Raw genomic sequence first — 25,244 nt, 5'->3', positions numbered from 1 at the left:
CCCAAAAGGACGAGCCCAGGTGACGATCCCGGACCAGGATCCCAGCGTTACCAGTTCCCGGGTCCTGCCGGAGGTGTGCGTGCGCGTGCACGTCGACGGACCGGCCGAGCCCGTCATCGGCATGAACGGATCACCTCAGACACCTGCGGATCCGTTCGGCGTCCTATGGACACGCAACGTCGTGGCAGGCTCGCCGCTCGCCGAACACGTCGCAGAGGCGCGACGGATACCGGCCGCGCACACGGGCACAACTCGGTGGAGCTACGATCCTCAAGCCGCACAGCGCACGCTACGTGACAACCCGGCCAGTCTCGGTGCCCGATTCGAGCCCTGGAACCGGGCGTGCAGCGATATGACTGAGCATGCGTGCACGCTGCTGACAGCGATCAACCAGGCACGCTCCCGCCCCGGTGGCTCTCTGATCTGGCCCGCCCCCATAGAGATGAGCGACGACTCCGCAGGTGCCATCCTCGCCCGAGCGCGAACGGGCGCCAACGAGGGAAGAACCACGAAGTCGCACCCCTGGATCTGCACAGATCCGCTGTGGACCGAGGTGATGAGCGAGTTCGGCCTGACGGGTGTCGCTTCGCTTCCGAGCGTCGCGATGGGTGCCTGGTGGATGGCACACCTGGCCAATGACTACCAGGACTGGCGCCAGGACTATCTGTCCATGCTCGACTACACCTTCTATTTCGAATACAACGTGGACACCGCAACGTTCGGCCGACGGCGTGCCGAGCAGATACTGCGAGACCTGAACCGGCTGTGGGACATGGATGGTTTGTCCGCAGAGCTTCAGGTGCGCAGGCTGCACATGACCAGCTCGATGGCGTTCTTCGACACCAAACGCAAGCACGAGGCCATACTGCGCAGGAGGCCGACTGACGGACTGACGGCCTGGGTGCACCGCGATCGCGACTGGTGGCGCGACTTCAAAGCGCAGGACAGCGGTGCCTGGGCCCACTTCCTCTCCTTCGTGGAGGGGGAGGCCGGCCGGGACGACATGATGCTGACCGGGGTGACCAACGACTGGGTCGATCTCGGCCCTGATCTGCGTAACGACGAGTGCAACCAGAGCGTCCTTGCGATGACGCGAGGATCGGTCACGACGGCGGCGCTTCTGCAATGCTACGAGCGGTCCGTGTGGATGATCAACGCTCAGTTCACCACGGACGGCACGGTAAGACCCGACCGGTACGCGGCGTGCATGGGAACGATCGGCACGTGCTTCTGGGAGATGTGCAACCACCGCCACGATCTGTGGCGGTACTACGCACTCGCCGTCGGCGCCTGCGCGGAGGCCGCCGCACGGGACCTCTACAAGGCCTGCCAGCTCGCCGACTGCTACACGAGCGATCTAGAGCCGCGCGAACCGGCCGACACAACGTCATTGACCGTGCCCCGCCGTCTCCTGTCCTACGAGGTCGTTGTGGCGGGCGATCGGCACACGGGGCAGGTGGCCTTGCACACCGCCGTATGCGACGCCGTCGACAGCGGCGTGCTCCCGCTGGACATCGTCATCTACGCCTACGTCGTTCCCACACTCCTGCGCGACGGAAAGATCGCGTCATCGGACTTCCTGTCCTACATGGACAGCGCGTACTGCGCGAACTTTGCGACCGTCGTCCGGTCCGGTCACGCATGCGCGTTCAGCGACCTGTACTGCAGGGCGATTGCCAGTCTCGTGATGGAGCAGTGGTGGTGCGGCATGTATTTCGCGATCGGGCTGGGAAGCCTCATCGAAGCGCAGCCAGGGAAGACCGCCGGCGACCGTGCCCACGAGGTCGAAAGGTGACCCCATGACCGCTCCCGTTCACTCATGCTCCCCAGCTGTCACGGCCCCCGGCAGGCTGCCGCTGTTCGGCCATCTACTCCAACTCGCCCTGCCCGGCCGGATGGCCTTCGTGCAGTCCCTCCGGTCCCATGGGCCCGTCGTCCGGATCTATCTGGGCACCAGGCCGGCCTACGTCCTGAACTCCCCGGAAGCCCTTCGGCAGCTTCTCCAGGTTCAGGCCGGGAAGTTCACCAAGGGGCGCCTGTTCGAAAAATCCCGCCCCTTCATCGGCAACGGCATCCTCGCCTCTGATGGAGACACCCACCGCCGGCAGCGGCGCACGATGCAGCCGGCCTTCCACCGGCAGCGGATCGCCCAGTACGTCACCCAGATGAGCGATGTGGCGTACCGTCACATCGAGTCCTGGCGATCGGGTGCCGTTCTCACCGTCATGCCCGAGATGCGGCATCTCACAGGGGCGTTGCTCTCGCACATCCTGTTCTCGGGCGAGCTGGCCCGGGACATGGCCATCGCGATCGAGGAAACGCTCCCCGTCATTGCCGACGGCGTGAACTGGCGGGTGCTCGGATTCGGCGAGCTCACCAAAAACTTGCCCACCCCCGGTAACCGCCGCTTTGAAGCCACGCGCGAACACCTCTGGCGGACCACCGAGGAACTCATCGAAGCCTACCGGGCCGACCCGTCCGACCGAGGCGACCTGCTGTCTCTCCTGCTTGCCGCGCCGGATCCGCACACCGGCCGGCTCATGAGTGACGACGAGCTGCGCGACGAGATCATCACGATCTTCATAGCCGGAGTCGAGACCATGGCCACCATGCTCTCCTGGGCCCTGCACATCCTGTCCACTCAGCGCCCCATCGCCCAGCGCCTGGAAGAAGAGGCCGCCCGGATTCTCGGCGGGCGTCCGGTCAAGCCGGAGGACATTCCGGAACTGACCTATACCCGCGCCTTCATCGACGAGCTGCTCCGCTTCTACACACCCAACCTGCTGCTCATGCGCGATGCCAGTGAAGCCCTCGAGATCGAGGGTACGTCCATCCCCGCGGGCACGGAGGTCATGTACAGCCCGGCGACGCTTCACCGAGATCCGGCCTTGTATCCCGATCCCGGTGTGTTCAATCCGGACCGGTGGGCCGGCCCCACAACCGCCACCCTGCCCCGCTGCTCTTTCATCCCCTTCAGCGTCGGGAACCGGCAATGTATCGGCGACTCGCTCGCCATGGCCGAGATGCACGTGGTGCTGGCCGCCCTCGTAGCCAAATGGCGCTTCGAGCCCGCTGTTCCAAGGCGCGTCCGAGAGGTCGCGGGCATCCTCATCCAACCACCGAGCACGCTGGCGATCCGCGTCACTGCACGTGAAGCACAGCCGGGGGAACGGTCATGACAGACCAGGCCACGGTCCCTCACGCGCCCGGAGGGCTGCCCCTGCTCGGCCATGCACTGTCCCTGGTCCGTGACCCCCTCGCGTTCCTCAAGTCCCTTCCCCGCCATGGGGATCTGGTCCGGATCCGGATCGGGCCGGCCGCAGCAATCGTGATCTGCGACCCAGAACTGACCCGGGATGTCCTGCGCGACGACCGTACCTTTGACAAAGGTGGTGTTGTCATCGACGCGGTCCGGGAAGCGGTCGGTGACGGCATCACCACCTCCCCCCGCAGCATCCATCGGCGGCTACGACGTCTGGCCCAGCCCGCCTTCCATCACGCCCGGCTCACCGGCTACGCCCACGCGATGACCGCCCAGATCGACGCGACCACTGCCGGATGGCGGCGCGGGCAAGTGCTGAACGTGCCCGCAGAGATGCTGAGTCTGACCATGAAGGTCGCCGCCGAGACCATGCTCTCCGGCACCCTCTCTCCCGTCGCTCTGAGCCAAGCCATCGCCGATCTCAACGTCCTCCTCGCGGGCATGTACCGCAGAACAATCACGCCACCCCGACTGAAGCGGCTTTCCACCCCCGCCAACCGCCGCCACTTCCAAGCACGTTCACGCCTGCAGCAGACCATCGAGGCGATCGTCGTCGAACGCCGCACCAGCGCCACCGGCCGCGACGACCTGCTGGAATCCGTACTCAACGCCCGCGACCTGGCAGCTGAGGGGAACGGCCAGCTACCGACCGTCACCGAGGTCAGAGACCAGATCCTCACCTACTTCAACGCGGGGTCGGAAACCCTGTCCAACCTCCTGTCCTGGACGCTCCACCTGCTCGCACACCACCCGGACGTCGAAGAACGTCTGCACAGCGAAGTCGACGCCGTCCTGGCGGGCTCACCCGCCACCCTGGAACACCTGCCCGAACTGGAACTGACCAGCCGCATTCTCACCGAAACGCTACGCCTGTACCCGCCGTCCTGGATCATCACCCGATCCACCACAGCAAAGACCATCCTGGGCCATCACCTCATCCCCGCCGGCACAACCCTCGTCTACAGCCCCTACGTCATCCACCACCGCAGCGATCTCTACCAGGATCCAGAAAAATTCGACCCCGACCGCTGGACCACCTCACCACCACCCCCTCATGCCTTCATCCCGTTCGGAGGCGGAGCTCGCAAATGCATCGGCGACCAATTCGCCCTCACCGAGGCTTCCCTCGCCCTGGCCACCATCGCCAACCGCTGGACTCTGCGACCAGCTGGAAACCACTCCGTCCGCCCCACCCCGGCCATCACTTTGAGACCACGCGGACTCCGCATGCTTCTGATCAGAAGGGGGACTGTCATGGATCAGGAGGAAACTTCACATAAGTGAAACCTGATGACGATCCAGAAGACTCACTCTCTCGAGACGGCTGGCTCTCTTCCCTGACCTTGCGCAGTCGCTTGTCGTAGCCGGGCTGCTGGGGCAGGCACGGGAAGACAGGGCCGTCTCGCCGCTGACGATGTCGAGGGCGAGGGCGAGGGTCAGCTTGGGGTTGTGGCGCTGGCGCCCAACTGCCGCTCGATCTCATCTGCCGGGAACGGCGTCTGCTTGCTCTCGGTGAACAGACGGTGGAAGAAGGAGTCCACGACGACGGTAGGGCGCGCGTGCCGGTCGATGATGGCCGTGATCTCGGGCGGGACGTCGCCAGGTCGCCGGCCCGCGATCCAGTCGTGCAGGAAGACTTCGCGTTCCGTGTCACCGCGCACGCCGTCGAGCAAGTGGTACTGGAGCAGGTGGCTCGCGGTGTAGCAGCGATCGTACGCGAGGTGGTCCGAGAGGAAGCTGGACTCGTCCGACGACAGATCGAAGCGGGAACTCAGGGCAAGTCCGAAGTCAGCGAAGTAGAGCTGACGGCCATCGGTCAGGATGTTGGCAAAGTGAGCATCGAAGTGGACAAGTCCGCGAGAACTCATGAAGGAAGCTCCGTCCATCAGGGCTTCCTCCACCCAGCGGAAGGGCAAGCCGTCCCCGCCTTCCGGCATGGCAGTTATGCGGTGGTCGGCCAGCCATCCGGCGAGTGTGTGCGGCACGTGCTCCAGGAAGACCACCAGGCTGCACGAGGACTGGCCGATTGCCTCCAGCCGGTCACGAACGGCGGGTGATCCCTCCCAGTGCGCGACGGCCCGCTCCAGGCCCCCGAACTCGTCAGTGAATCCCTCGGGAGGGGAGTCAGGAAGAACCCGCCAGTGGTACATCAAGGGGAATCCCGCGTACTCGTCGCCGAGAACCCAGTTCGTGGTCATGGTGTGCACGGCAAGCTCCCGCCAGGCACCGAACCCGGCCGAGCCCACCCCGTACTGGTAGAACATCGGCAGTTCGAAGACGTTCGCCGTCGATCGCACATTCTCCGGGCGCAATTCGATGTCAGTCAAAGGGATCCGCTTGACGAAGACGCGCGTTCCGTTGATGTCCAGCTCCGCCGACCTGCCGCCGATGCCTGACCCGAGCGGGGTGGCGGCTGCCACGACCTCCCCGAGTCGGTGGTCGCTCAGCAAGGAGAGCTGAGTGCTCACGGTCCCGTAATCAGCCAGGCGCGCGGCGCGCAGCAAATCCTGGTTCAGCATCGACGGCTCCTCAGTGCCCGAACCAGGCCTTCGACAATCCCGCGTACGGCATCGACCTTACGCCGAAAAGGTCAGGCACTCCCACAAACGATCCTGGCAGCTTCGGGAGAACAGGGAACACATGGCGACCTCCAGCTCTATCTGGCACGGATGTCCTCAAGCCCCGATCAATTCCGGGGAGCCGGAAGGACGCGGATCGTACTGGGTTCGCTGATGCTTTGCGGGCGGCTGAACCCGTCGACGGCGGAGTGGAGATACACGTGGCCGGCGCGTTCGGTTCGCCTCTTGCGACGCTCGGCAGCCTTGGCCTGTACGCTCCCTCGTCCGTGCGAGCGCCAACCGCCACCGTCGGGGATACTGCTGGCCTTCTTCACATCGACGTGGACCATGTGCCCTGGCCGACGTGCGGTGATCTGGCGCGGTTGGCGGTTGGTTTCGCCGCTGGGATCAATGAATGCATCGGTTCAACCCCAGGGCGTTCACGTGTCGTGACACCGTCCGGCGGCTGATGGCTATGCCCTCCGCCTGGAGCTCGAAGGCGATCCTTGCGGCCGACCACCTCTGGGTGCGTCGAAGGTGCTCGATGCGGACGACCACGTCGGTGGCCGCCGCCGTGGGCTGTTGTCGAGGCGCTGAGGGACGGTCCAGCAGGCCAAGCTCACCATGGCGGCGACAGCGGTTCACCCACTTGGATGCGCATGCGCGTGAGATGCCCATCTCCGCCGCCACGTGGGCGATCCGCCGACTCGCGCAGCGTTCGGTCAGACGACGGCGGCCCTCGGGCGACAGGGGCGCGTTGCGGTGGGTCGCCGTTGGCCATCCCCCATGGCAACGGATGCCTCCTCGTCGGGTGACAGCGGGACCACTCCGAAATGCTCGCCAGGCATGCCGGAGCGCTCAGCCATGTCGACCAGCGCGAGGCCATGGTCAGCGTGGGTGATTCGACTGGTCAGGTCCCCGACCCCGGTGAGTGCGTATCCGCCGGTGGGTGGTGTGTCCGGGGCGAAGTCTCCCGCAGGGCTCACGGCTGTCCACTGCAGGCCGGACGCTTTGATCGTCTCCAGCGCAATGCGGTGTCCCAGGGAGAAGGGCCGGTACTCCGCCGGAAAACCGTCGGTGTCGACGGCCGGGACTCCGGAGGCACCGGGCAGCAACGAGGCGATGCTCACCCAGACCAGCCGGGTACCCCCCGCGTTCTGCAGACCGGTCACCAAGCCGTTTGCCGCGGCTTGGAAGAAGCCTCTTGGATCAGCCTCAGCGGGCGCCACGGCCACGATCGCGACATCGTGGCCTGATGCTGCCCGCGCCACTGCTTCCGGGGCGGTGATATCCGCGTCCGCGCTTCTCAAGGACGTCACACGGTGCCCACGTGCGTTCGCCTCGGCCACCGCGGTGCTGCCGGTCCTGCCGCCTGCTCCGAAGATCACGATCCTCATCATGTACTCGACGCTAAGTGGGCCCCTGGTTACCGGTTGGGTACCTACACTTGGGCTATGCGCCGGCTCTCGCCCGAGACGTTTGACGAACTGTGTCCCTCCTCGATGCTGCCGATCCGGATGCAGAACAAGTGGGCGCCGCTGGTCATGCGCCTGCTCAGCGAAGGAGCTCAGCCGTTCAGCGAGCTGCGCAGGGCACTGCCGAGGACAAGCCCCAAAGAGCTCACCCGGGCTCTGCGGTCACTCGACCGCGACGGATTCATCACCCATGACGCCGACGCCGACTCCCCCGGCTACAGCCTTACTCCACTCGGACAAAGCCTCCTCGCCGTCCTCCTGGACGTCTACGCCTGGACCGCCGAGCACTGGGACGAACTCGTCGACGCCCGCGAGCGCGCAGACCGTGCGGAGACCGGTTCGCCTGTCAACAACGTCCTGACCCGCAACACCTAGGTCAGGACGCGCGAGACGTGGACTACTCCTCGTCCTCGACGTCGACGGCGACCACCACGGGACCGGTGAACTTCTCGGACCCCTCTGCTGGGGTGCTGGCGGCGGCGATATCGGACTTGGACTCCACGGGCCTTCTCCTTCGCTTTCGTGGCGTAGTTGCGGACAGTGCGGGCGCCTGCCGCCCGCGTGCCGGTGGTGCCGCGGGCCCGTAAGGCTTCTGCCCTGCGGGCCCGCCCGCCCACCCCTGGCCGGGACGGGAAGCCTGTGGTTCAGCACCGGGAGTGGGCTCGGTGGCCAGCGACGATCCATTCCGTACCGCCGTCCTCGGGGCGCAGGAAGATCGCGCGAGCCGCCGAGATGGCCGGGGCCGTGCACAGCCCGGCCTGACAGCCCCGGAAGGTGTCCCGGACGAGGTCCCCACCCCCACTGTGCGGGGCACCGTTGCGGCGTCACCGCGCGCTGCCCTCGCCGTCCGCAACCCGGGCCTCGTAGTCCTCCCGGTCACGGTCGGTCCAGTGGTCCAGCCCGGCCGGGAAGTCCTCGGCGGCACTCACGTGTCAGCTCCGGCCGCCGGGACGCCGTACATGTCGGCGCACGGGGCGCACGCGTACAGCCGGGCACGGGACAGGCACAATATCGGCACCGGGAAGCGTCGGTCGGGGGTTCCGCTGCACCAGCGGCAGGAGCGGCCCTCGCGCTGCCGGTCGGAGAGCCGCTCGAAGTGCACAGCGGGGGCGTCGACCAACGCGCCAGGGCCGGTGACCTGCGTGAGGGTGAGGGCCTGCTCCTGCTCGGTGGTGCCGAATCTGGTCATGAGGATGCCTCGGCGATCGGTCACGGAAGTCGAAAGGCGTCCCGCCCGCTTGCCTCCGGGAAGAAACCTGCGGGCAGGACGGCCGCCTGGCGGCGGCTCACAGACAGTCAATGACGGCGGGCACCGCTGAAGGGACTCCAGAAGGTGACTCCACCATGGAGTCGGCCCCACGGAGTTGGCCTTAGCATCAGTTCCACTCGTCACTCAGGGGAGTTACAGATGGACCATCAGTCACCGGACCCGCCTGTCGTCATCGCCGGTCTCCTCGGGGACGAGCGACTCATCACGGCGTGCGCCGAGCGGGACATGGACACGGTGTTCCGGATGCTCAACACCCGCGGGGTCAGCACGCGGCGGATCGCGGCTGCCGTCGACATCACGCAGGGACGTCTGTACGACTATATGAACGGCAAGAGCCGGGTACAGAAGCTGGCACTGTTCGAGCAGCTCGCCGACGCCTTCCACCTGCCGGGTCATCTGCTGGGGCTGGCCCACCGACCGTGGGAATCCCGGCCCGCAGGAGGCGAGCACCAGCGGGCAGACCAGCCGCCGCCGGACGGGGACGACCTGATGGCCATGGATCTCTTCCGCAGCACGGACCGGCAGACCGGCGGCGGCCGACTGTACGAGGCTGTGATGCGACACCCGTCGAACCATGTGGCTCCCCGGCTGGTCGACATCGGCACCGGACAGCAGGTGCTCGCAGCAGCAGCGGCACTTACCGAGATGGCCGGTTGGACGGCCCACGACACCTGCCACGACGACCGCGCCGCACAGCACTTCTCCCGCGCGCTCCCTCTCGCCCGGACTCCGGTGATCTCCCGCTGGCAGCGCAGGGGCCCCGGACTCCTGCCCTGACGGCCCGGCTGCACACCATGCAGGCGCGGGCCCTGTCGGTCGCGGCTCAGCCATCCCCGGCCACGCGCGCGCTGGTGGCCGCCCACGGCGAACTCGAAGCAGTTCCCGCTGCGGATCACCCGTGGCTGAGCCCTTCGACACTGCCGCGCTGGCCAGTGGGTCGGCACTGATCTTCCGTGACCTCAAGCAGTACGACGAGGCGCTCGCCCATGCCGAACAAGCCGTCGCCCTGCGGGAGACGGGGCGGGCACAGTCGCTGGCACCGAGCCGGATCACCCTGGTGGACATCCACGTGCGCCGGGGCGACCTGGACTCCACGGTGAGCGCCGGCCGCAACCTGCTCAGCATGAGTCCGACCCTGGGATCCGTCCGGGTCATGCAGCAGCTCGACGAGTTACGCCGGCTTCTGGAGCCGCACTGACAGTACCCACCGGTCCAGGAGTACCTGGCGCGGTTCGATGATGCGCGCCGCGCCAGAATGCTCCTGCCAGCCGATCTCATCCCACCGGCCCCGGGAGGCACCGTCACATCAAGCCTGCCCAGACACCCACCCCAGCCGACCCCGACGCATGGAACACCTACCTTGCCGAAGGATACGCCAAGCAAGCGCGCAAGCGCGTATCGACCGACGTCCTCCTGTGTGACCCGGCCGGGCACATTCTCCTGGTGAACCCCACCTACAAACCCGGATGGGACCTCCCCGGCGGCATGGCCGAGTCCAACGAGGCACCGGAGGACGCCGTCCGTCGGGAACCGGTCGAAGAACTCGGCCTCCACGTCACCCTGCACGGGCTGCCGATCGTGGACTGGGTGGCCCCGCACGGCCCCTGGGACAACACTCACCAAGGCCGCCGAACGGCTCGCCGCTTGGGCCGTACCCCGCCGGGACCGAGAGGTCACAACCACACCCATGCAGGGCTGCTGGACCATGGTCCACTGACGAGCCGCTTCGAGTTCGTTGGCGACCATCGCGGCGCCTTCGGCGTGAAGCGGCCGTGCACCGTGTTGACCCTGTCGGCGTCCGGGTTTCTACCGGTGCTGAAGACCGTGCCGGTGCGCGCTGTGAAGAAGGCCGCAGACACCGCACTCATCCGACGGATGTGCAAGGTTCACGCGGAGTCCGGGAGGACGTACGGGAGGACGTACGGGGCGAAGCGGATCACCGCCGAGCTCCGCGCGAACGGCCTGATTGCGAATCGCGAGCGCGCCGAGCGGATCATTCCTCAACAGGCCGTCCAGGGAAGGAGGTTGAAGCGGCGGCATCGCACGTCTATGTCGGCACCGCCGCCCAGGCGGGGGCCCGATCTGCTGCGGCAGGATGTCACCGCATTGTCACCGCATCCTCCTCCAACCTTGCCTGGGTCGGTGACATCACACACCTGCCTGTCGCCAGCGGGGTTGATGCCGGCCTGGCCGAGGTTGTCGAGGAACCAGCCCAGGCCAGAGCCGAGTCAGTCGTCGTAGACCGTGTCCGGCGGCGGTGTCCGACCGGTGAGGAGGTAGCTGTCGATGGCGTCCCTGGTGTGGCTGGTGCCTTTGGCCAGGTAGCTGGTGTGGCCATCGCCCTGGCGGGTCACCAGCACGCTGGAGGGAAGATCGCGGTGCAGTCGCAGGGCCCACGGGTACGCCGTTGAGGGATCGTGGGTGGCATTGGTGATCAGGATCGTCGGTGCGTGCTGGACCTTGATCGGCCGCGGTGGGTTCGCCACGCGTGCCGGCCAGCCGACGCACCCGGTGAGGATCGTCCACGACTGGGACGCGCCGCCGAGACGAGGCGCGACCGCCTGCCCGAGCCGTCGCAGGTGCTGCAGATCGTGCAGCGTCCGGATCGGCGTCGTCCAGTCTAGGCACTCGATCGCGATCTGACTGCCGTTCGCATTGTCGTCGCTCGGCCCGGTGGCAACGGGCTGGGAGAGCGCAGACGCATCGCCGGCCTCGGCCTGTTGGAGAGCGAGGGCCAGATCGTTGCGCCGGGACGGGAACAGCAGCAGGCCCTGCGCGGCGAACCGGATGTCCTCGCCGGTCACAAGCGGACGGCAGTCACCCGCCTTGGCACAGGTCGGGGCAGGGATCGGACGGTGGTCGGCGGCTGCCACCAGGGTGTCGAACAGGCGCCCGACATCTGTGCCGTGCAGCGCGCAGGAGGTGGTGTGCGCACACCAGTCGAAGAAGCGGTTGAGGGAGTCCTCGTACGCGTGAGACTCGTCCTTGAACAGGGGCACCGTCGACAGCGAGTGATCGAGTGCGCCGTCCAACGCCAGGGTCCGGATCCGGTTCGGGAACAGTTCGGCATATGTGGCGCCCAGTTGGGAGCCGTAGGACAGGCCGAGGTAGTTGAGTTCTCCCTCGCCGAGCGCTTGGCGCAGGGCCTCAAGGTCGCGGGCGGCGCTGACGGTGTCGACGTGCTCCAGCAGTGGTCCGGTGAGTTGACGGCAGCTGTGGCCCAGTGCTTGGTTCCGCGCGACCAAGCGCCGGAACTCGGCCTCGTCCTTGGGGAACAGCGAGACCTGCCGATTGAGCAGCGCGGGGTCGCAGCGGACCGGACTGCTGAGTCCGACACCGCGCGGGTCCAGGCCGATCACATCGAAATGCTCCCGGGTGGCAGCGGAGAACACGTGCGCCCCGAGGGCTTCGGCGTGCACCAACTGCGTCCCAGAACCGCCGGGGCCGCCAGGGTCGAAGAACAGGCTACCGACCGGATGCGCGCCGCTCGCCCGGAGCCGGTCCACCGTTATGGTTGCCTTCAATCCGTGTGGGTGCGCATAGTCCACCGGCACCTGGATGGAAGCACACTGGAGTTCCGCCGGTGAGTCGGGAAACGGGCACGCCGACCAGTTCAGGGACGACGCCGGATTGTCAGCGGCAGCGACGGGATCCGCGGCGGCGGCAGTCGCGGTGGGCATCGTCAACATTGCGGTGGCGAGCACCGCCGCTCCGATCGCCCTGGCTTTCAGGGTCACGACCTTCTGGTTCAACGACCGGCCCGTCATCGCGGGGCGTGGCGTGCGCATTCTGCTTGTCACGCTCGTCATCCTTGCCCGTGCTCGGCGCATCGTCTATCAGGGACCACCCTGATCGAACCCCAATCGAACCCCAGCCGGCACAGCGGCCTGAGGCGCCCCGAAGCTTTCCGCTCGTACGAGGATTCCGGGAACGTGAACACGGCCTCCGTCTGATCCTGCGCTCCGACCAAAGAGGCACTTGACCACCACGAAGGCCGTGGGGGAGTGAGTCTGCTGCATCACGATGCCCTCCGGGAGCCGTTCGCGATGGCGTCACGCTTCGGGGGCGACTTGTTCGACTGCGCGACCGTGTAGGGACGAACTGTTCGAGCTCGTGGACGCGTTGCTGTGCGCGGACGGTCCGGTGACCACGCTGGTGGATCTCACGCTGGCGGATCTCGATCGCCTGCTACTTCCTGTCGGCCTACGCACCGGACCTCAACCCCGTCGAGGGCGTCCGGTCCCTGCTGCGGCGCAGCCGCCAGGCCAACACCGCCTTCGCCGACCCCGACCACCTCATCGGCACGCTCCGACACGGTCTCCGCCAGATCCAGTACCACAGCAACCTTCATCGACGGATGTCTCGCCGAAACTGGACTCACCTGACGACATCACGGCGACAACGTCAGTAGACGGCACAGGGACCGGCACACAAGACTGGAACAACGCAGGGCTTCCTGGTACTTGAGTGGTTGCAACCCCGAGCTACCAAGGGGTCCTGTTCTCATGCATCCACCCGGCCAAGATCACCGACCCAGGGCCCCCGTTCGATCAGAACCGCCCTCACGGTCGACAGGAACATGCCTTCTCAGTGAACGCCGGTGCGCAGCACGGCGGCCTGCCAACTGGCGAAACCTGCTACCTCCACGACCACAGCCAGCAGGAGGACCGACACCGCGTCCACGGGACGCGTCATCGCCAGCACGCCGACCAGTACGGCGACGACGACGTTGACCACCAGGACGCCGAGCAGCGACGCACGCAGTCGCAGCCGGGACCCAGCGAACAGCAACAACCCCGCCCACCCTGCCGTGAGGACAGCCGCGCCGACCACAAACCCGCTCGGCACTTCCAGCGCCGCGCCCAGGGGCCTGGCGAACACCCCCACGCAGGCCGCCGCAGCAGCGCAGTACACCCCATCCACCTGCAGACAGACCGAACCTGATCCCTCAAGCCGCATACACGGATCGTAACCCCCTGATTCCATGCCCTGCCCCCCCTGCAGGAACACCCGACGGGGTCCGCACAGTCGAATACGCGCTGACCGTGATCGGTGCGACAACTGCTTCTGAAATCGACCTTCCTGAAATCGCCCTTCCTGTAATCCGCCCCGCTGGATCTCATCCACTGGTGAGACAGACCGGCGCGAGCCCTCCCAGACCGGACCGTCAGGCGCCCACTTTGGCTTCGCGGCCGGTCCGCGGCCGCTTCAGCGTGAGCCGGAGTGTCGGCGACACGAGGGGCAGGGAGGCCACACCTCCGGTCAGTGCTGCTTCTTCATGATCTTGAAGTAGGTGGTGCCCAGGTCGAGCTGGAACACCATGCCGTACTGATTGCGAATGGCGGCCACCGTAGCGGCTTCCGGTTCATGGAGGCAGCGTTTCACCGGTGGGTCGTTCTCACACGGGCTTGTCGGTTCGCTGATGAACAGTTCTGTGCGGTGACGGTCGCGTATCGGATCCCACGACAGGCTTCCGCTTCCGATGCCGCGGGAAGGCACTTCAGGGTCGTGTCTGTCATACGGCTTCCGGTAGTAGCCGATGATCGGTCCGTCAACCTCGTGGGTGAAATGGATCCCGGGTATGCCCTGGTCGCCGGCCGTGAGGATCCCGTCGAGGACCGGCACGATGTGCTTCGGGTCGGCACCGAAGTAGGCGGTGATACCCAGGCCGCAGCGGATCTTGTACAAGTCGCTGTCCCTGGTCTCCAGCCATCCCCTTGCCGTTCCGCCCTCGCACGTATCGTTGACGACGACCTGGCCGAGTTTCAGCGGCGTGTGCTCGACGTACGCCTGAACCACTTCTCTCAGCCCAGCTTCCGCCCGCCGCCTGGTCTTCACCGCTTCCGGGCTGCCGGCAAGTTTGCGGACCGTCTTCTCCGGTACAGCCCGGTCAACCGCCGAGCACGCGGGCACCGCCAGCGCCAGAAGCATCAATGCCGCTGTCTTGGCCTGCTTGACCCGCTTCATGATCGTCGCCTCACCCCCGTCTGCCCCAGCATGCCGCCCAGGTGCAGCCGGCAGCATGAGTATGTGTACTCAAAAAGGGTGCGGGGAAGCCCTGTTGGACTCCCCCACGCGGTCTGGCTGGGTTACTTCTTGGGAAGCGCATCTTCGAGCAGCTACAGGCCAAGGCTGACGCAAAGGGCCTGATCGCGTGGGATGTGAGCGTGGATTCCACTCTCACCCGTGCCCACCAGCACGCCACCGGGGCGCGCAAAGGGGGATCTCTGAAAAGAGCCTGCCGGCGGGGTCGATACCGAGCCTGACGGCCACGGACGGCATCGCGTGCCGCGGGCCAGACCGGGCCGACCGCGCACCCGATCGGACAAGGTCCGCGCCGACCGGGCCTACGGGTCCCGGGCGAACCGCGCCTATCTGCGCCGACGCGGCGTGCAGCGCACCATCCCGGAGAAGGCTGACCAGATCCGCAACCGCCAGAAGCTCGGCTCCCGAGGCGGTCGCCCGCCGAAGTTCGACAAGGACGATTACAAGGCGCGGCACGCGGTGGAGTGCGGGATCAACCGGCTCAAGCGCCATCGCGCGGTCGCCGCACGGTACGACAACTCGCCGTCCGTTACTACGCGACCGCGCTGTTCGCAGCCATCAACGAGTGGCTATGACCAGCACTCCTGTACTGCGCGGTGAGCTACCGCGACGCGCGCGGCGCGGGGATCAATGCGCCGGTGTCCATCCGCCGTGGTGCCCGTGTCGCGCCGCCTTCGCGCAGTCATAGCCCATCACAAGATCAGCCCGACGTGCAGGTCGTCTGCGAAGCCGGCCGTGTCCGTGAGTCCGAAGGCCACGCGCTGGAGCAGGAATCCGTGCAGCAGCCCCATCACCACGCGGGCTGCGCGGTCCGGGTCCATGGCGGCGGGCACCGTGCCCGCGGCCCGGCCGCGGCGCAGAGCGTCGGCGACAGTGGCACGGACCTTTTCGAAGCCCTCCGCGGCCGGGCCGCGTACCTCGTCGTTGCGCAGCACCTCCGCCCACGTCTGCACGACGCAGCGCAGCAGTTCCTCCACTGCGACCTCGTGCCCCGCCGCGTCCTGCACCGTCTCGCCGCTGATCGTGCCGAGCGCGGCGGCCACCAGTTCCGCGACGGACGGGGCGTCCGCTCTCTCGGCCAGTCGCTCAACCGGTTCGAAGATCAGCCGGAATGCGTCGCCCGCGATAGCGAGGATGATCTCCTCCTTGCTCGTGAAGTAGCGGTAAGGCGCGCCGGCCGAGACGCCTGCCTCCGCGGCGATGTCCGGCATCGAGGTCTGGTGGAACCCGTCGCGGGCGAAGCAACGTCGGGCCGCAGCGACGATCTCCGCACGCTTCGCCTCGCGGCGCTCGGCTGTGATGCGCGGCATGGTCGCCTCCTTCTTCGTGAATGAACATTCATCTTGACAGCTCCACTGTTCCGGGAACACTCTAAAGTGAACGTTCATTTATGGAAGCAGGCCACTTCACGGACTCCCGGACAGGAGATCCACTGATGAACACCAAGCTGAGCATCGGCGTCTACGCCTACGAGCACACCGAGGCCCTGTTCGACGGCCGGGTCACGGTCGACGGGGTGGACGCGACATTCGAGACGGCACCGCTCGTGTCGGACATCTTCCGCAGCACCATGGAGGGGCACTACGACCTCGCCGAATTCGGCCTCACCTACTTCCTGCGCACCGTCGACCTCGACAACGCGCCGTTCCTGGCGTTGCCGATTCTGCCGAACCGCAACTTCCGCCACTCAGCGATCTTCGTGAACACCGCCGGCGGGATCGTGAAGCCGCAGGACCTGGCCGGCAGGACCGTCGGCGAGTTCGCTCTCTACGGCCACGACGCCGGGATCTGGCCGAAGGGCATCCTGGCCGACGAGTACGGCGTGACCCCCGACCAGTGCCGCTGGGTCATCGGCGGCACCAACCACCCCATCCCCGCCTTCGACTGGGTTCCGCAGCCCGTCCCGGACGGCGTCGACGTGCGCCACGCGGAGGACGGCCAGACCCTGGGCGCCATGCTCGAATCCGGCGAGATCGACGCACTGATCTCCGTCGACGTTCCGCAGGCGGTGCTGGACGGCTCCCCGAAGGTCGCCCGCCTGTTTCCCGACTACGAGTCCGTGGAGCGTGACTACTACCGCCGCACCGGGATCTTCCCCCCTATGCACATCATCGCGATCCGCAGGGAACTGGCACATCGGCCGGGCCTCGCACGGGCCGTGTACGACGCCTTCACGCAAGCCAAGGTACTCGCCGAGCGCAAGTACCTCGACGACGCCACGAAGCAGCACATGAGCGTCATCACGCCGTGGTTCAGCACGCTGTTCGAGGAGAACCGTCGGCTGCTCGGCGACGACTGGTGGCCCTACGGCGTCGCCGCGAACCGCAAGGCCATCGACACCTTCTTGCGCTACCACCACGAGCAGGGCCTGTCGAAGCGAAAGCTGACGTGCGAGGACATCTTCGTGCCGGAGCTCCTCGACACCTGAGTCGAGCGGCAACGGCGTTTCGGGCTTGTCGATCCGAGAAGACGAGACTGGTCGTCGTCATGGCCACCTGCCGATTGGCTATGACCAGCACTTTCGCAACAGACCCTGAACTTGTTCCTTATCGTCGGTGTCCTGTGCCATCGCGCTTTGAGCGGATGCCACCGAGCTTGATTTCCGCTGGCCAGAGCCGATGCTGAGCGGCTCTGGGCTCGTTTGAGAGGATCGGGGCATGACGGATTCACCTATGCAGATCAATGCCCTCGTCGTCGATGCCGCAGACCCTGAGCGGCTTGCTGCGTTCTGGTCCGAACTGCTTGGTAGACCGGTCGTGGCCCGTATGGGCCCATACGTCTGGCTGCGGCGGGAAGGCGGCCTGGGGCTGGGCTTTCAGCAGACCGCCGAACCCAAGTCGGGCAAGAACCGGATGCACTTCGACATCGCCGCTCCCGATCCCGCCGCCGAGCAGGAACGGGTCGAGATGCTCGGCGGGCGCAAGCTGGAGCAGTACGCCGGCGGCGGGTTCCTGGTGATGGCGGACCCCGAGGGCAATGAGTTCTGCATCATCCCTGAAGGTCCCTTCGAACTCGACGACGAGGGGTGCGCGAACTACCTCGGCTGATGGCCAGACTTCCATGACACACGACAGTCGGGTTTGATCACCGCGGGTGGGGTGGTCACTCGTTGGGGTGATCGCTGGACATGGCAGCGGTTTTCTCCGTGATCCTGAACTCTGCGACGAGATGCAGGTGTTCACGAAGAAGGCCGTGGTGATTGAGTGCGCCGGAACGGCTGGGCAACCAACCGGGATGGGTTCGCGGAACTGTCACGCTTCCGGGCGGACTTCTATGGGTGTCTGTCCGCACGGGCGGATGCGTTCTTCGAGCTGGCGGACGCACTGCTGTGTGCGGACGGGCCGGTGAGGACGCCGGTGGAGCTGTCGCTGACCGCTGAACACCGCCGCGGCTACGGCTCTCTGTATGCCGCGCTCAACCGCGGTCGACATGGACCGGCTGCGTGACCTGCTGGTGTCACTGCCGTTGCCGCGTTTCGACGAGCGGATCGTGCTCACCGTGGATGTTTCCCCGTGGCTGCGCTCGGACGCTGCGTGTTCGCCGTTGTTCTGTCACGTCTATGGCCGGTCTAAAGAGGCCGCGCAGATCATTCCGGGCTGGCCGTACTCGGTCGTCGCCGCGCTGACACCGGACCGCACCTCGTGGACGGCGGTGCTGGACGCAGTCCGCCTCAGGCCCGCCGATGACGCCGCGGCTGTCACGGCCGGCCAGCTCCGGCAGGTGGTACAGCGACTGATCGCGGCCGGGCAGTGGCGGCACGGGGACCTGGACGTGCTGATCGTGATGGACGCCGGCTACGACGTGATGCGCCTGGCCCGGCTCCTGTCCGACCTTCCCGTCGAGCTGGCAGGACGCCTGCGTTCCGACGACCGCGCGCTCAGGCTGCCGAAGCCGCCGCGTGTCTACGACCCGAAGGGCGGCCGGCCACCGAAGCACGGACCGGAGTTCCGCCTGGCGAAGCCGGAGACCTGGCCGGAGCCCGCGGTGGTGACCATGAACGACACGCCCCGCTACGGCAAGGCCGAGGCCCGCGCGTGGGATCGGGTCCGCCCCAGGCTCACCCACCGCTCGGCCTGGATTGACCTGGACGGCGAACTCGCCCTGGTCGACGGCACGTTGATCCGGCTCAAGGTGGACCACCTTCCCGGCGACCGCGACGCGCCGCCGGTCTGGCCATGGTCCTCCGCGACCGGGGCCGCCTCGGTCGACGTCGCCTTCGTGCGGTCGTGTTACCTGCGGAGATTCGACCTGGAGCACACGTTCCGCCTGTTCAAGCAGTCTCTTGGCTGGACCCGCCCCAGACTGCGCGACCCGCAGGCGGTGGACCGGTGGACCTGGCTCGTCATCGCCGCACACACTCAGCTCCGCCCGCGCTGCCGCTGGCAGCCGACCAGCGCAAGCCCTGGGAGAAGGCCACACGCTCCGGCACCGCGCTCACCCCGACCCGGGTCCGGCGGGGTTCAGGAACATCCGCCCCCACCTGGGCAGTCCGGCCCGTGCACCTAAACCCACCAGGCCAGGGCCAGGACGACCACCCGGCCCGAGGAACCGGCACCCCACCACCCGCTATGACGTGGGCAAGACCGTCAAACGCCCCGAGACACTCGGCGCTCTGCGTGACAGCAGACGACAAGGAACAAGCTGAAGGGTGTTGCAGAAGGCTTGGTGGCGGGCATTTTGCCTGTGTGGGTGGGGTGTTGCGGGCTGAGCCGGTGTGGGTGGAGACGTTCACCGGGTTGCGGATGGGGCGGTTCGAGAAACTGCGGCGCGTGGTGCGGGAACGAGGCGGGAACGGCCCCGGTGATGGCCGGCCGTGGTGCCTTCCGCTGGCCGAGCGGCTGCTACTCGTAGCCGTGTACTACCGCACGAACCTCACCATACGCCAGCTGGCACCGCTCTTCGGCTGCTCACCTGCCACCGTCTGCCGGGTCACCCAGCGTCTGCGCCCCTTGCTCGCGCTGGAGCCGGCACCCAGACCGGTGCCGGGCGCCGACCGGTTGTGGATCGTGGACGGCGCCCTGATCCCGGTCCGTGACCGGCAGGTCGCAGCCTCCTCACGCAACTACCGCTTCTCGGCGAATGTGCAGGTCATCATCGATGCCGACACCCGCCTGGTGGTGGCCTCGGCCCGGCCGGCACCCGGCAACAAGGCAGACGCACATGTCTGGCGCGCCTCCAACCTGCCGGCCGTCGCGGCGGGCACGACGGTGATCGCGGACGGCGCCTATCTGGGCACCGGGCTGATCGTCCCGCACCGCAGACGAGCCGGACGTCCCCTCCTGCGCGGGCAGGAGGAAGACAATGCCGAACACCGGCGTGTGCGGGCCCGCATCGGGCACACCTTCACCCGGATGAAGAACTGGAAGATCCTGCGCGACTGCCGCCAAAGGGGCGACGTCCTCCACCACGCCGTCCAGGCCGTCGCCACCCTGCACAACCTCGCCGTGGCAGCGTGAAACAACAGGCCAGCCATCGCCCAAACACGCCGCCACCAAGTCTTCGGCAGCATCCTTTAGTCCCGGTTGCCCTCGGAGGCTCCCTCCCCACTGGAGAAGGAGTTCCTCGCTCAGCTCCCGCAGAGCGCCCCCGCAACCGGTCCTCGCGCACGTCCGCGGTGAGTGCAACACGCGCTCGGTCGAACGGACGGCGATCGCCGTCGCTGATCTGCAACCACCAGTCGTGGGGAACAACGTCCTTGCGGATGCGGCCGTCGGCGAACGTGAACCACGCGGTGGCGCCGTACAGGTTGAGCGGCGGGCGCGAGCCTTCATCCAGTCCTACGCCTTCCGGGGCAGACGTAGCCCGGTCCCCCACGGCTTCCCGTACGCCGCCAGGCAGACGAGCTCGGCATCACTGAACAGAGGCGGGCAGCCCTGCCATCGCGTCACCCCGATCTCCTGCTCGGGCTCCTCACGGGCGGACACTCTCTAGCTACTGAACCTGAACGGGTGATGTCGGGGCGTTCGGCAGATCCAGGGCTCCGGGGCCGGTACTGCTGGGGCTGTGAGGTATGCGCAAGGTGGGGGTTTGACCGACGTGGAGAGGGCCGCCCGAGAGCGAGTGCGTCTGGGCCGACTGGCCGCTCCCGGCTGTCCAACAGCCAGATTGTCAAGCTTGAAAGGGAGTTGGAGCGCGGTCCCCTCGCGCACGGCTGGGCTGATCAGCGGTGGACGTTGGCCAGGGTGAAGACTTTGATCGGCCGGATGTTCCACGTCTCCTGCACCGTGGAGGGCACGTGGCGATTGTTGAAGCGGCACGGCTGGTCAAGGCAGCAGCCAACACGGCGAGCGATCGAACGCGATGACGATGCCGGGACCTATGGAAGAAGGAGGTCTGACCGCGGGTAAGAGCATCGCGGCGGCCTGCGACGGATGGATCGTCTTCGAGGACGAGGCCGGTCAGTCGCTGACGCCGCCGCGAGCCAGAACCTGGGGCCGCAGGGGCTGCACCCGGGTGGTCCACGTTCGCGGCCGGGGCTCGGGCCGGGTATCGATCGCAGGCATGACCTGCTACAAGCCCGGTGAGCGGTCTCGGCTCATCTACTCCGTCCGCGAGTACACCTGACGCAAGGACCACCCCAAGGGCTTCGGCCAGCGCGATTTCCGCCACCTGCTGATCCGTGCCCGTATCCAGCTCGACGGTCCGATCGTCCTGGTGCGGGACAACGTCCGTTTGCATCTGACCAAGCCACTGCGGGAGTTCATCGAAACCAACGCAGACTGGCTCACAGTCTTCCATCTGCCCACCTACGCGCCCGACCTGAACCCGCAAGAAGGCATCTGGTCCCCGGTCAAGCGCGACATCGGCTACCTCACCGCCGCTGACCTCAGCCAGATCACCCGTGCCGTGAAGCGCAAGCTCAAGATGCTGCAGTACCGACCAGAGGCCATCGACGGCTGTCTCGCTGGTACCACCCTGGTCCTGGACGCAAGGCCTGGCCGGCCGAGCGGCGGTGGGGCGGGCGCGGTCAGAGCCCAAAGCAGCTGGTCAGATATGGTGACGGGATGACCGAGAGCCTGCCTGCCGACGTAGCCGACGTGCTTGCGCTGGTCCTCAACGTGGATGATCCGGTTCATGCCGCGCTCCGAAGGCAGATTCCGCACCTCAGCGTGCGAGCGCGCTGCTCATGCGGGTGCGGTACCGCCTACTTCGAACTCGACATCAGCGAGGTGGAGCCTGCGCCCACCGGCGCCGGTACCATCGTGGCGGCCGAAGCGCAGCTGCTCACCGAGGCCGGCGAGTGCCCCGGTGAGGTTCTGGTCTTCGCGCAGGGCGGCTACCTGTCGTGGCTGGAAGTCTATTCATGGAGCGACGACATCGAGGTGACACTGGCCGCCGCACGTCACTGGCTGCAGCCACGCTCTTGATCCCGAACGGCCAGCGTCCAACGGTCTCCTATCTGTACGACACCAAGAGCCGACCGACATCACGAGTTCAAGTTCAGTAGCTCGTTTTCGGCCTGGGGCTCATCCCGGCGAAGACCGCTTGTAGGACACGGTCGATGTAGTCGTGTGTGATCGGCTGCTGTGTGATCAGGAGTCTGTAGTACAGAGGACCGGACAAGACGTCGAACGCCAGGTCGAGGTCGAAGTCGGGCGCGAGTTCCCCCTGCTCCTTCGCGGCCTTGAGGCGAGCCAGGGTGTCGGCGGTCTGCGGCTCGATGAAACGCCGGTTGAGCGCGGCGGCAACCTCGGGATCGTGCTGCGCTTCGCCGATGAGGGCCTGGTACAGCGGGCCCCACGGGGGTCGGGCCAGCAGCTTGACAGCCCTGGTCATCGTCTCGCGCAGGTCGGCCACGACGTCGCCGGTGTTGGGGTGGCTCAGACCTTCGGTGTTCAGGCTGAGGACCGCGTCGAGGAAGAGCAGGCCACGGGAGGACCAGCGGCGGTAGACCGTGTGTTTGCCGACGCCGGCCCTGGTCGCGACCGCCTCGATGCTGAGCTTGGCGTAGCCGAGTTCCAGGGCCAGGTCGAGCGCGGCCCTCATGATCGCTTCGGTTCGGTTGTCGTGACGACTGGCGCGACTGTCGCTCATGCAACCACCTTACCGGCACGGCACGTGCCGTATTGACACGAGACCGCCTGTTGATCACACTTCCCCTACCGACGGCACGGCCCGTGCCGTGTCGTGTCGTGCCGCAGGCTCCGCGAAGCATCCATGAGGAGAGCCGTCTTGCAGATCACCACGTCCGCCGTCTCGCTCGCCGTCGACGACGTCGCCGCGTCCCGGCGGTTCTTCACCAGCCACCTCGGCTATACCGAGCGGGCCGCCGCCGATGGGTTCGCCTCCCTGACGCGCGACGATGCCGCGGTGGACATCGTCCTTCTCGCACGTGGCACCGAAGTGCTGCCGACCGATCAGCGTGACCGGCACGCCTCCGGCCTGATTCTCGCCTTCGCCGGCAGCGGTATCGAGGACGAGGAGGAGCGGCTGCGCGCCGAGGATGTCGAAATCACCATGCCGCTGCGTGAAGAGCCGTGGGGGTGAGCGGCTGTTCCAGATCAAGGACCCGAACGGAGTGGTCATCCAGTTCGTGGAGTGGACCGCCCCTTCCGCCTCTGCCTGACCCACCGCGCGAAGCCGCAGACGATCCCATCCCGAAGGCCACAGGCCACAGATCCGAAGGACATACGTTGTCGCCTGACCCCACCGCCGTTCACCCACTGCCAGCGCATGACCGGGTGGTGTTCCTCAAACCACTGGTCACCTCACCGAAGATCGTCGTGGGCGAGTACACCTACTACGACGACCCGACCGGCGCGACCGGCTTCGAGCACCTCAACGTCCTGTACGCGTACGGCCCCGAGCGTCTGGTCATCGGCAGGTACTGCGCCATCGCCACGGGAACCAGGTTCCTGATGGCGGGTGCGGAACATCCGACGATGGGGGTCTCCACGTTCCCGTTCACCATGTTCGGCGGCCGCTGGACCGAGGAGACCCTGGATATCGTCACGTCCATGCCCAGCCGCGGTGACACCGTGATCGGCAATGATGTCTGGTTCGGTCACCAGGTGACCGTCATGCCCGGCGTACACATCGGCGACGGTGCGATCATCGCGGCCGGCGCCGTGGTCACCGCCGACGTTCCGCCCTACACGATCGTCGGCGGCAACCCGGCCAGGGCGATCCGACAACGGTTCAGCGACGCCGACGTCGACAAACTGCTGCGCGCCGCCTGGTGGGACTGGCCCGTCGACCTCGTCACCGAACACGCCCGCAGCATCATGTCCGGATCCCCGGAAGACATAGTCCGCATCGCCGCCGAGCATATTGGGGGGAAGTCCCTGTGACCCAGGTGTCCATCGAAGAGCACGCGGTGGCCGACAGCGCGGCCGGACCGTACTCCCTCACCACGGGACCGGACGGCGCGCTGTGGTTCACCCTCGTCCACAGTGGCCGGATCGGCCGGCTCGTCCCGGGCGGGGAGCCGACGAGCCACCGGCTCGACCCCGCCTGCGGGCCGACCGTCATCACACCCGGCCCCGACGCCGCCCTGTGGTTCACCGAGTACCGGGCGCACCGGATCGGGCGGATCACCACCGACGGCGTCATCGACGAATTCAGCGTGCCCACCCCCGCCTGCGGGCCGTTCGGTATCGCGGCGGGAGCGGACGGTGCCCTGTGGTTCACCGAGACCGCCGCCGACCGCATCGGCCGCATCACCGTCGACGGCCGCATCACCGAGTTCCCGCTCCCCATCACAGGCGCGTTCCCCTCAGCGATCACCGCCGGTGACGATGACGCGATGTGGTTCACCCTCAACCAGGCAAACGCCCTCGGCCGGATCGGCATGGACGGTGCGGTCACCATCCACCCCCTGCCGACGGAGGCTGCAGCGCCGGTAGGGATCGCCGCAGGCCGTGACGGCGCCCTGTGGTTCGTCGAGATCGCCGCCGGTCAGCTCGGACGGATCACCCCCGACGGAAAAATCACCGAGTTCCCGCTGCCCGACCGAACCGCCCGACCGCACGCCGTCACCGTCGACAGCGACAACACCGCATGGTTCACCGAATGGGCAGGCAACCGGGTCGGCACGATCACCCCCGACGGCTCCCTCACCGTCCACGACCTGCCCACCCCTCACTCCGAACCGCACGGCATCGCCGTCGGTCCCGACGGCGCCGTATGGACCGCATTGGAGATCGGCGCACTCGCCCGCATCACCCCAGCGGACAGCGCCACCTGACCGGGCCGGCCCCTGTACAGCGTCGTACAGGTCGAGCCCATCAACATCGGCAAGGGCCGCTCCGACGCCATGGTCCACTTCGGACCACTCCGCTGCCTAACCGAGATGAAACAGGACATCGACGACAACAGCCGGACACACATCGAGGGTGAATCCCTCACCCAGGAAGCCGAGTACACCAAACCAACACCAACGCCCCCTTCGGACAGCTCCTCGTCCTCGGCCTCACTCCGAGAACCACCAGTAACGGCACCCAGCGCATCAACGAACTCGCCTGGTTGGCCACCCACCGACTCCGCGGTGCCACCACCGACCGGCTCGTCCTCGCCGGAATCGTCACCGGCAACCGCCTCACCCCGTCCGCTTACTCACTCTGATCGAGGCGCCCGGCCAAAAGATGTCTGGCGCCCGGCACGACGCCCAAGAGGTCGTTGCCCGAGAGCTGCTC

At 67.0% G+C, this 25,244-nt stretch carries 22 protein-coding genes and 6 pseudogenes; 19 read left to right on the top strand and 9 right to left on the bottom strand.

The annotated features are described in order from the left end of the window. Positions 1–19: 19 nt before the first annotated feature. From IE277_RS30985 to IE277_RS30975, 3 genes are read left to right on the top strand one after another with little or no spacing between them, the layout of a single operon-like run. Positions 20–1,795 (top strand): hypothetical protein, encoded by a 1,776-nt coding sequence (locus tag IE277_RS30985; protein ID WP_229882092.1) that lies wholly within the window; start codon positions 20–22, stop codon positions 1,793–1,795. A gap of 4 nt (positions 1,796–1,799) precedes the next feature. Continuing rightward, on the top strand, positions 1,800–3,179 hold the full coding sequence (locus IE277_RS30980; protein WP_189957007.1) for a cytochrome P450: 1,380 nt from the start codon (positions 1,800–1,802) through the stop codon (positions 3,177–3,179). Then, entirely contained in the window at positions 3,176–4,546 is a 1,371-nt protein-coding gene (locus tag IE277_RS30975; protein WP_189957006.1) for a cytochrome P450, read from the top strand. Before IE277_RS30980 ends, IE277_RS30975 begins: the two co-directional genes overlap by 4 nt. Before the next feature lie 152 nt (positions 4,547–4,698). Here IE277_RS30975 and IE277_RS30970 read toward each other — a convergent pair whose 3' ends face one another. The 3 genes and pseudogenes from IE277_RS30970 to IE277_RS30960 all read right to left on the bottom strand — a co-directional run bounded on the left by IE277_RS30970 (position 4,699) and on the right by IE277_RS30960 (position 7,220). Then, the gene (locus IE277_RS30970) at positions 4,699–5,781 is read right to left on the bottom strand and encodes a protein kinase family protein (RefSeq protein WP_189957005.1); all 1,083 of its coding nucleotides are present in this window, start codon (positions 5,779–5,781) and stop codon (positions 4,699–4,701) included. 224 nt (positions 5,782–6,005) lie between these two features. Next, a pseudogene (locus IE277_RS30965) lies at positions 6,006–6,618 on the bottom strand (helix-turn-helix domain-containing protein); the annotation flags it as partial. After that, positions 6,543–7,220 carry an NAD(P)-dependent oxidoreductase gene (locus IE277_RS30960; RefSeq protein ID WP_229882091.1) on the bottom strand — a complete coding sequence of 226 codons (678 nt, stop codon included), beginning with the start codon at positions 7,218–7,220 and terminating at the stop codon, positions 6,543–6,545. The gene IE277_RS30960 and the pseudogene IE277_RS30965, both read right to left, overlap by 76 nt. 54 nt (positions 7,221–7,274) lie before the next feature. Between IE277_RS30960 and IE277_RS30955 the strand changes: the two genes are divergently transcribed. Further along, positions 7,275–7,670, top strand: coding sequence for a winged helix-turn-helix transcriptional regulator (locus IE277_RS30955; RefSeq protein ID WP_189957004.1), 396 nt, complete (start codon positions 7,275–7,277; stop codon positions 7,668–7,670). Between the two features lie 550 nt (positions 7,671–8,220). On the opposite strand, the gene IE277_RS30950 is transcribed toward IE277_RS30955, so the two are convergent. Next, entirely contained in the window at positions 8,221–8,484 is a 264-nt protein-coding gene (locus tag IE277_RS30950) for a hypothetical protein (RefSeq protein ID WP_189957003.1), read from the bottom strand. Positions 8,485–8,703: 219 nt separating this feature from the next. Between IE277_RS30950 and IE277_RS47810 the strand changes: the two genes are divergently transcribed. The 4 genes and pseudogenes from IE277_RS47810 to IE277_RS49730 all read left to right on the top strand — a co-directional run bounded on the left by IE277_RS47810 (position 8,704) and on the right by IE277_RS49730 (position 10,806). Then, positions 8,704–9,342 carry a helix-turn-helix domain-containing protein gene (locus IE277_RS47810; protein ID WP_229882090.1) on the top strand — a complete coding sequence of 213 codons (639 nt, stop codon included), beginning with the start codon at positions 8,704–8,706 and terminating at the stop codon, positions 9,340–9,342. 121 nt (positions 9,343–9,463) lie between these two features. Beyond that, positions 9,464–9,763, top strand: a complete 300-nt coding sequence (locus tag IE277_RS47805) for a tetratricopeptide repeat protein (RefSeq protein WP_229882089.1) — start codon at positions 9,464–9,466, stop codon at positions 9,761–9,763. Positions 9,764–9,870: 107 nt separating this feature from the next. Then, positions 9,871–10,179: pseudogene (locus tag IE277_RS47800) on the top strand (NUDIX domain-containing protein); the annotation flags it as partial. Further along, positions 10,153–10,806: an IS3 family transposase gene (locus IE277_RS49730; protein ID WP_373310933.1), complete on the top strand. Its 654-nt coding sequence runs from the start codon at positions 10,153–10,155 to the stop codon at positions 10,804–10,806. The pseudogene IE277_RS47800 and the gene IE277_RS49730, both read left to right, overlap by 27 nt. Here the strand turns inward: IE277_RS49730 and IE277_RS30935 are convergent. Further along, entirely contained in the window at positions 10,794–12,317 is a 1,524-nt protein-coding gene (locus tag IE277_RS30935; RefSeq protein WP_189957002.1) for an alpha/beta hydrolase, read from the bottom strand. The genes IE277_RS49730 and IE277_RS30935 overlap by 13 nt on opposite strands. Before the next feature lie 428 nt (positions 12,318–12,745). On the opposite strand from IE277_RS30935, the pseudogene IE277_RS47795 reads away from it, so the two are divergent. After that, positions 12,746–12,976: pseudogene (locus IE277_RS47795) on the top strand (IS630 family transposase); the annotation flags it as partial. Positions 12,977–13,152: 176 nt separating this feature from the next. Here the strand turns inward: IE277_RS47795 and IE277_RS30930 are convergent. Next, a complete protein-coding gene (locus tag IE277_RS30930) occupies positions 13,153–13,524 on the bottom strand; it encodes a hypothetical protein (protein WP_189957001.1) in 372 nt (123 codons plus the stop codon). Positions 13,525–13,827: 303 nt separating this feature from the next. Continuing rightward, complete coding sequence (locus tag IE277_RS30925) at positions 13,828–14,532, bottom strand: hypothetical protein (RefSeq protein ID WP_189957000.1); 705 nt, start codon at positions 14,530–14,532, stop codon at positions 13,828–13,830. 318 nt (positions 14,533–14,850) lie between these two features. On the opposite strand from IE277_RS30925, the gene IE277_RS47790 reads away from it, so the two are divergent. Then, positions 14,851–15,210, top strand: a complete 360-nt coding sequence (locus IE277_RS47790) for a transposase (protein ID WP_229882088.1) — start codon at positions 14,851–14,853, stop codon at positions 15,208–15,210. A 92-nt stretch (positions 15,211–15,302) separates the two neighbouring features. Here IE277_RS47790 and IE277_RS30915 read toward each other — a convergent pair whose 3' ends face one another. Next, positions 15,303–15,920: a TetR/AcrR family transcriptional regulator gene (locus IE277_RS30915; protein ID WP_189956999.1), complete on the bottom strand. Its 618-nt coding sequence runs from the start codon at positions 15,918–15,920 to the stop codon at positions 15,303–15,305. Between the two features lie 125 nt (positions 15,921–16,045). On the opposite strand from IE277_RS30915, the gene IE277_RS30910 reads away from it, so the two are divergent. The 6 genes and pseudogenes from IE277_RS30910 (at position 16,046) to IE277_RS30880 (ending at position 21,977) form a co-directional block, all read left to right on the top strand. Next, positions 16,046–17,038, top strand: coding sequence for a substrate-binding domain-containing protein (locus IE277_RS30910; protein WP_189956998.1), 993 nt, complete (start codon positions 16,046–16,048; stop codon positions 17,036–17,038). A 229-nt stretch (positions 17,039–17,267) separates the two neighbouring features. Continuing rightward, the gene (locus tag IE277_RS30905; protein ID WP_189956997.1) at positions 17,268–17,657 is read left to right on the top strand and encodes a VOC family protein; all 390 of its coding nucleotides are present in this window, start codon (positions 17,268–17,270) and stop codon (positions 17,655–17,657) included. Positions 17,658–17,813: 156 nt separating this feature from the next. Then, positions 17,814–19,255 (top strand): annotated as a pseudogene (locus IE277_RS30900) (NF041680 family putative transposase). 40 nt (positions 19,256–19,295) lie between these two features. After that, positions 19,296–20,066: a transposase family protein gene (locus tag IE277_RS30895; protein ID WP_189956996.1), complete on the top strand. Its 771-nt coding sequence runs from the start codon at positions 19,296–19,298 to the stop codon at positions 20,064–20,066. A 547-nt stretch (positions 20,067–20,613) separates the two neighbouring features. After that, a pseudogene (locus tag IE277_RS50145) lies at positions 20,614–21,537 on the top strand (IS630 family transposase); the annotation flags it as partial. 77 nt (positions 21,538–21,614) lie between these two features. Then, positions 21,615–21,977, top strand: coding sequence for a hypothetical protein (locus IE277_RS30880; RefSeq protein ID WP_189956995.1), 363 nt, complete (start codon positions 21,615–21,617; stop codon positions 21,975–21,977). Positions 21,978–22,050: 73 nt separating this feature from the next. Here IE277_RS30880 and IE277_RS30875 read toward each other — a convergent pair whose 3' ends face one another. Beyond that, positions 22,051–22,644 (bottom strand): TetR/AcrR family transcriptional regulator, encoded by a 594-nt coding sequence (locus tag IE277_RS30875; protein WP_189956994.1) that lies wholly within the window; start codon positions 22,642–22,644, stop codon positions 22,051–22,053. Between the two features lie 138 nt (positions 22,645–22,782). Here IE277_RS30875 and IE277_RS30870 point away from each other — a divergent pair. The 3 genes and pseudogenes from IE277_RS30870 (at position 22,783) to IE277_RS30860 (ending at position 24,796) form a co-directional block, all read left to right on the top strand. Further along, positions 22,783–23,176, top strand: a pseudogene (locus IE277_RS30870) (VOC family protein). Between the two features lie 67 nt (positions 23,177–23,243). Then, entirely contained in the window at positions 23,244–23,900 is a 657-nt protein-coding gene (locus tag IE277_RS30865) for a CatB-related O-acetyltransferase (protein WP_189956993.1), read from the top strand. Next, positions 23,897–24,796 (top strand): Vgb family protein, encoded by a 900-nt coding sequence (locus tag IE277_RS30860; protein ID WP_189956992.1) that lies wholly within the window; start codon positions 23,897–23,899, stop codon positions 24,794–24,796. The genes IE277_RS30865 and IE277_RS30860 overlap by 4 nt, the downstream gene beginning before the upstream one ends. Positions 24,797–25,244: the final 448 nt, after the last annotated feature.

Source organism: Streptomyces alanosinicus, from assembly GCF_014650595.1.
In the GTDB taxonomy this organism is placed as follows: Bacteria; Actinomycetota; Actinomycetes; order Streptomycetales; family Streptomycetaceae; genus Streptomyces; species Streptomyces alanosinicus.
This window is presented reverse-complemented; position numbering and strand designations above follow the sequence as displayed.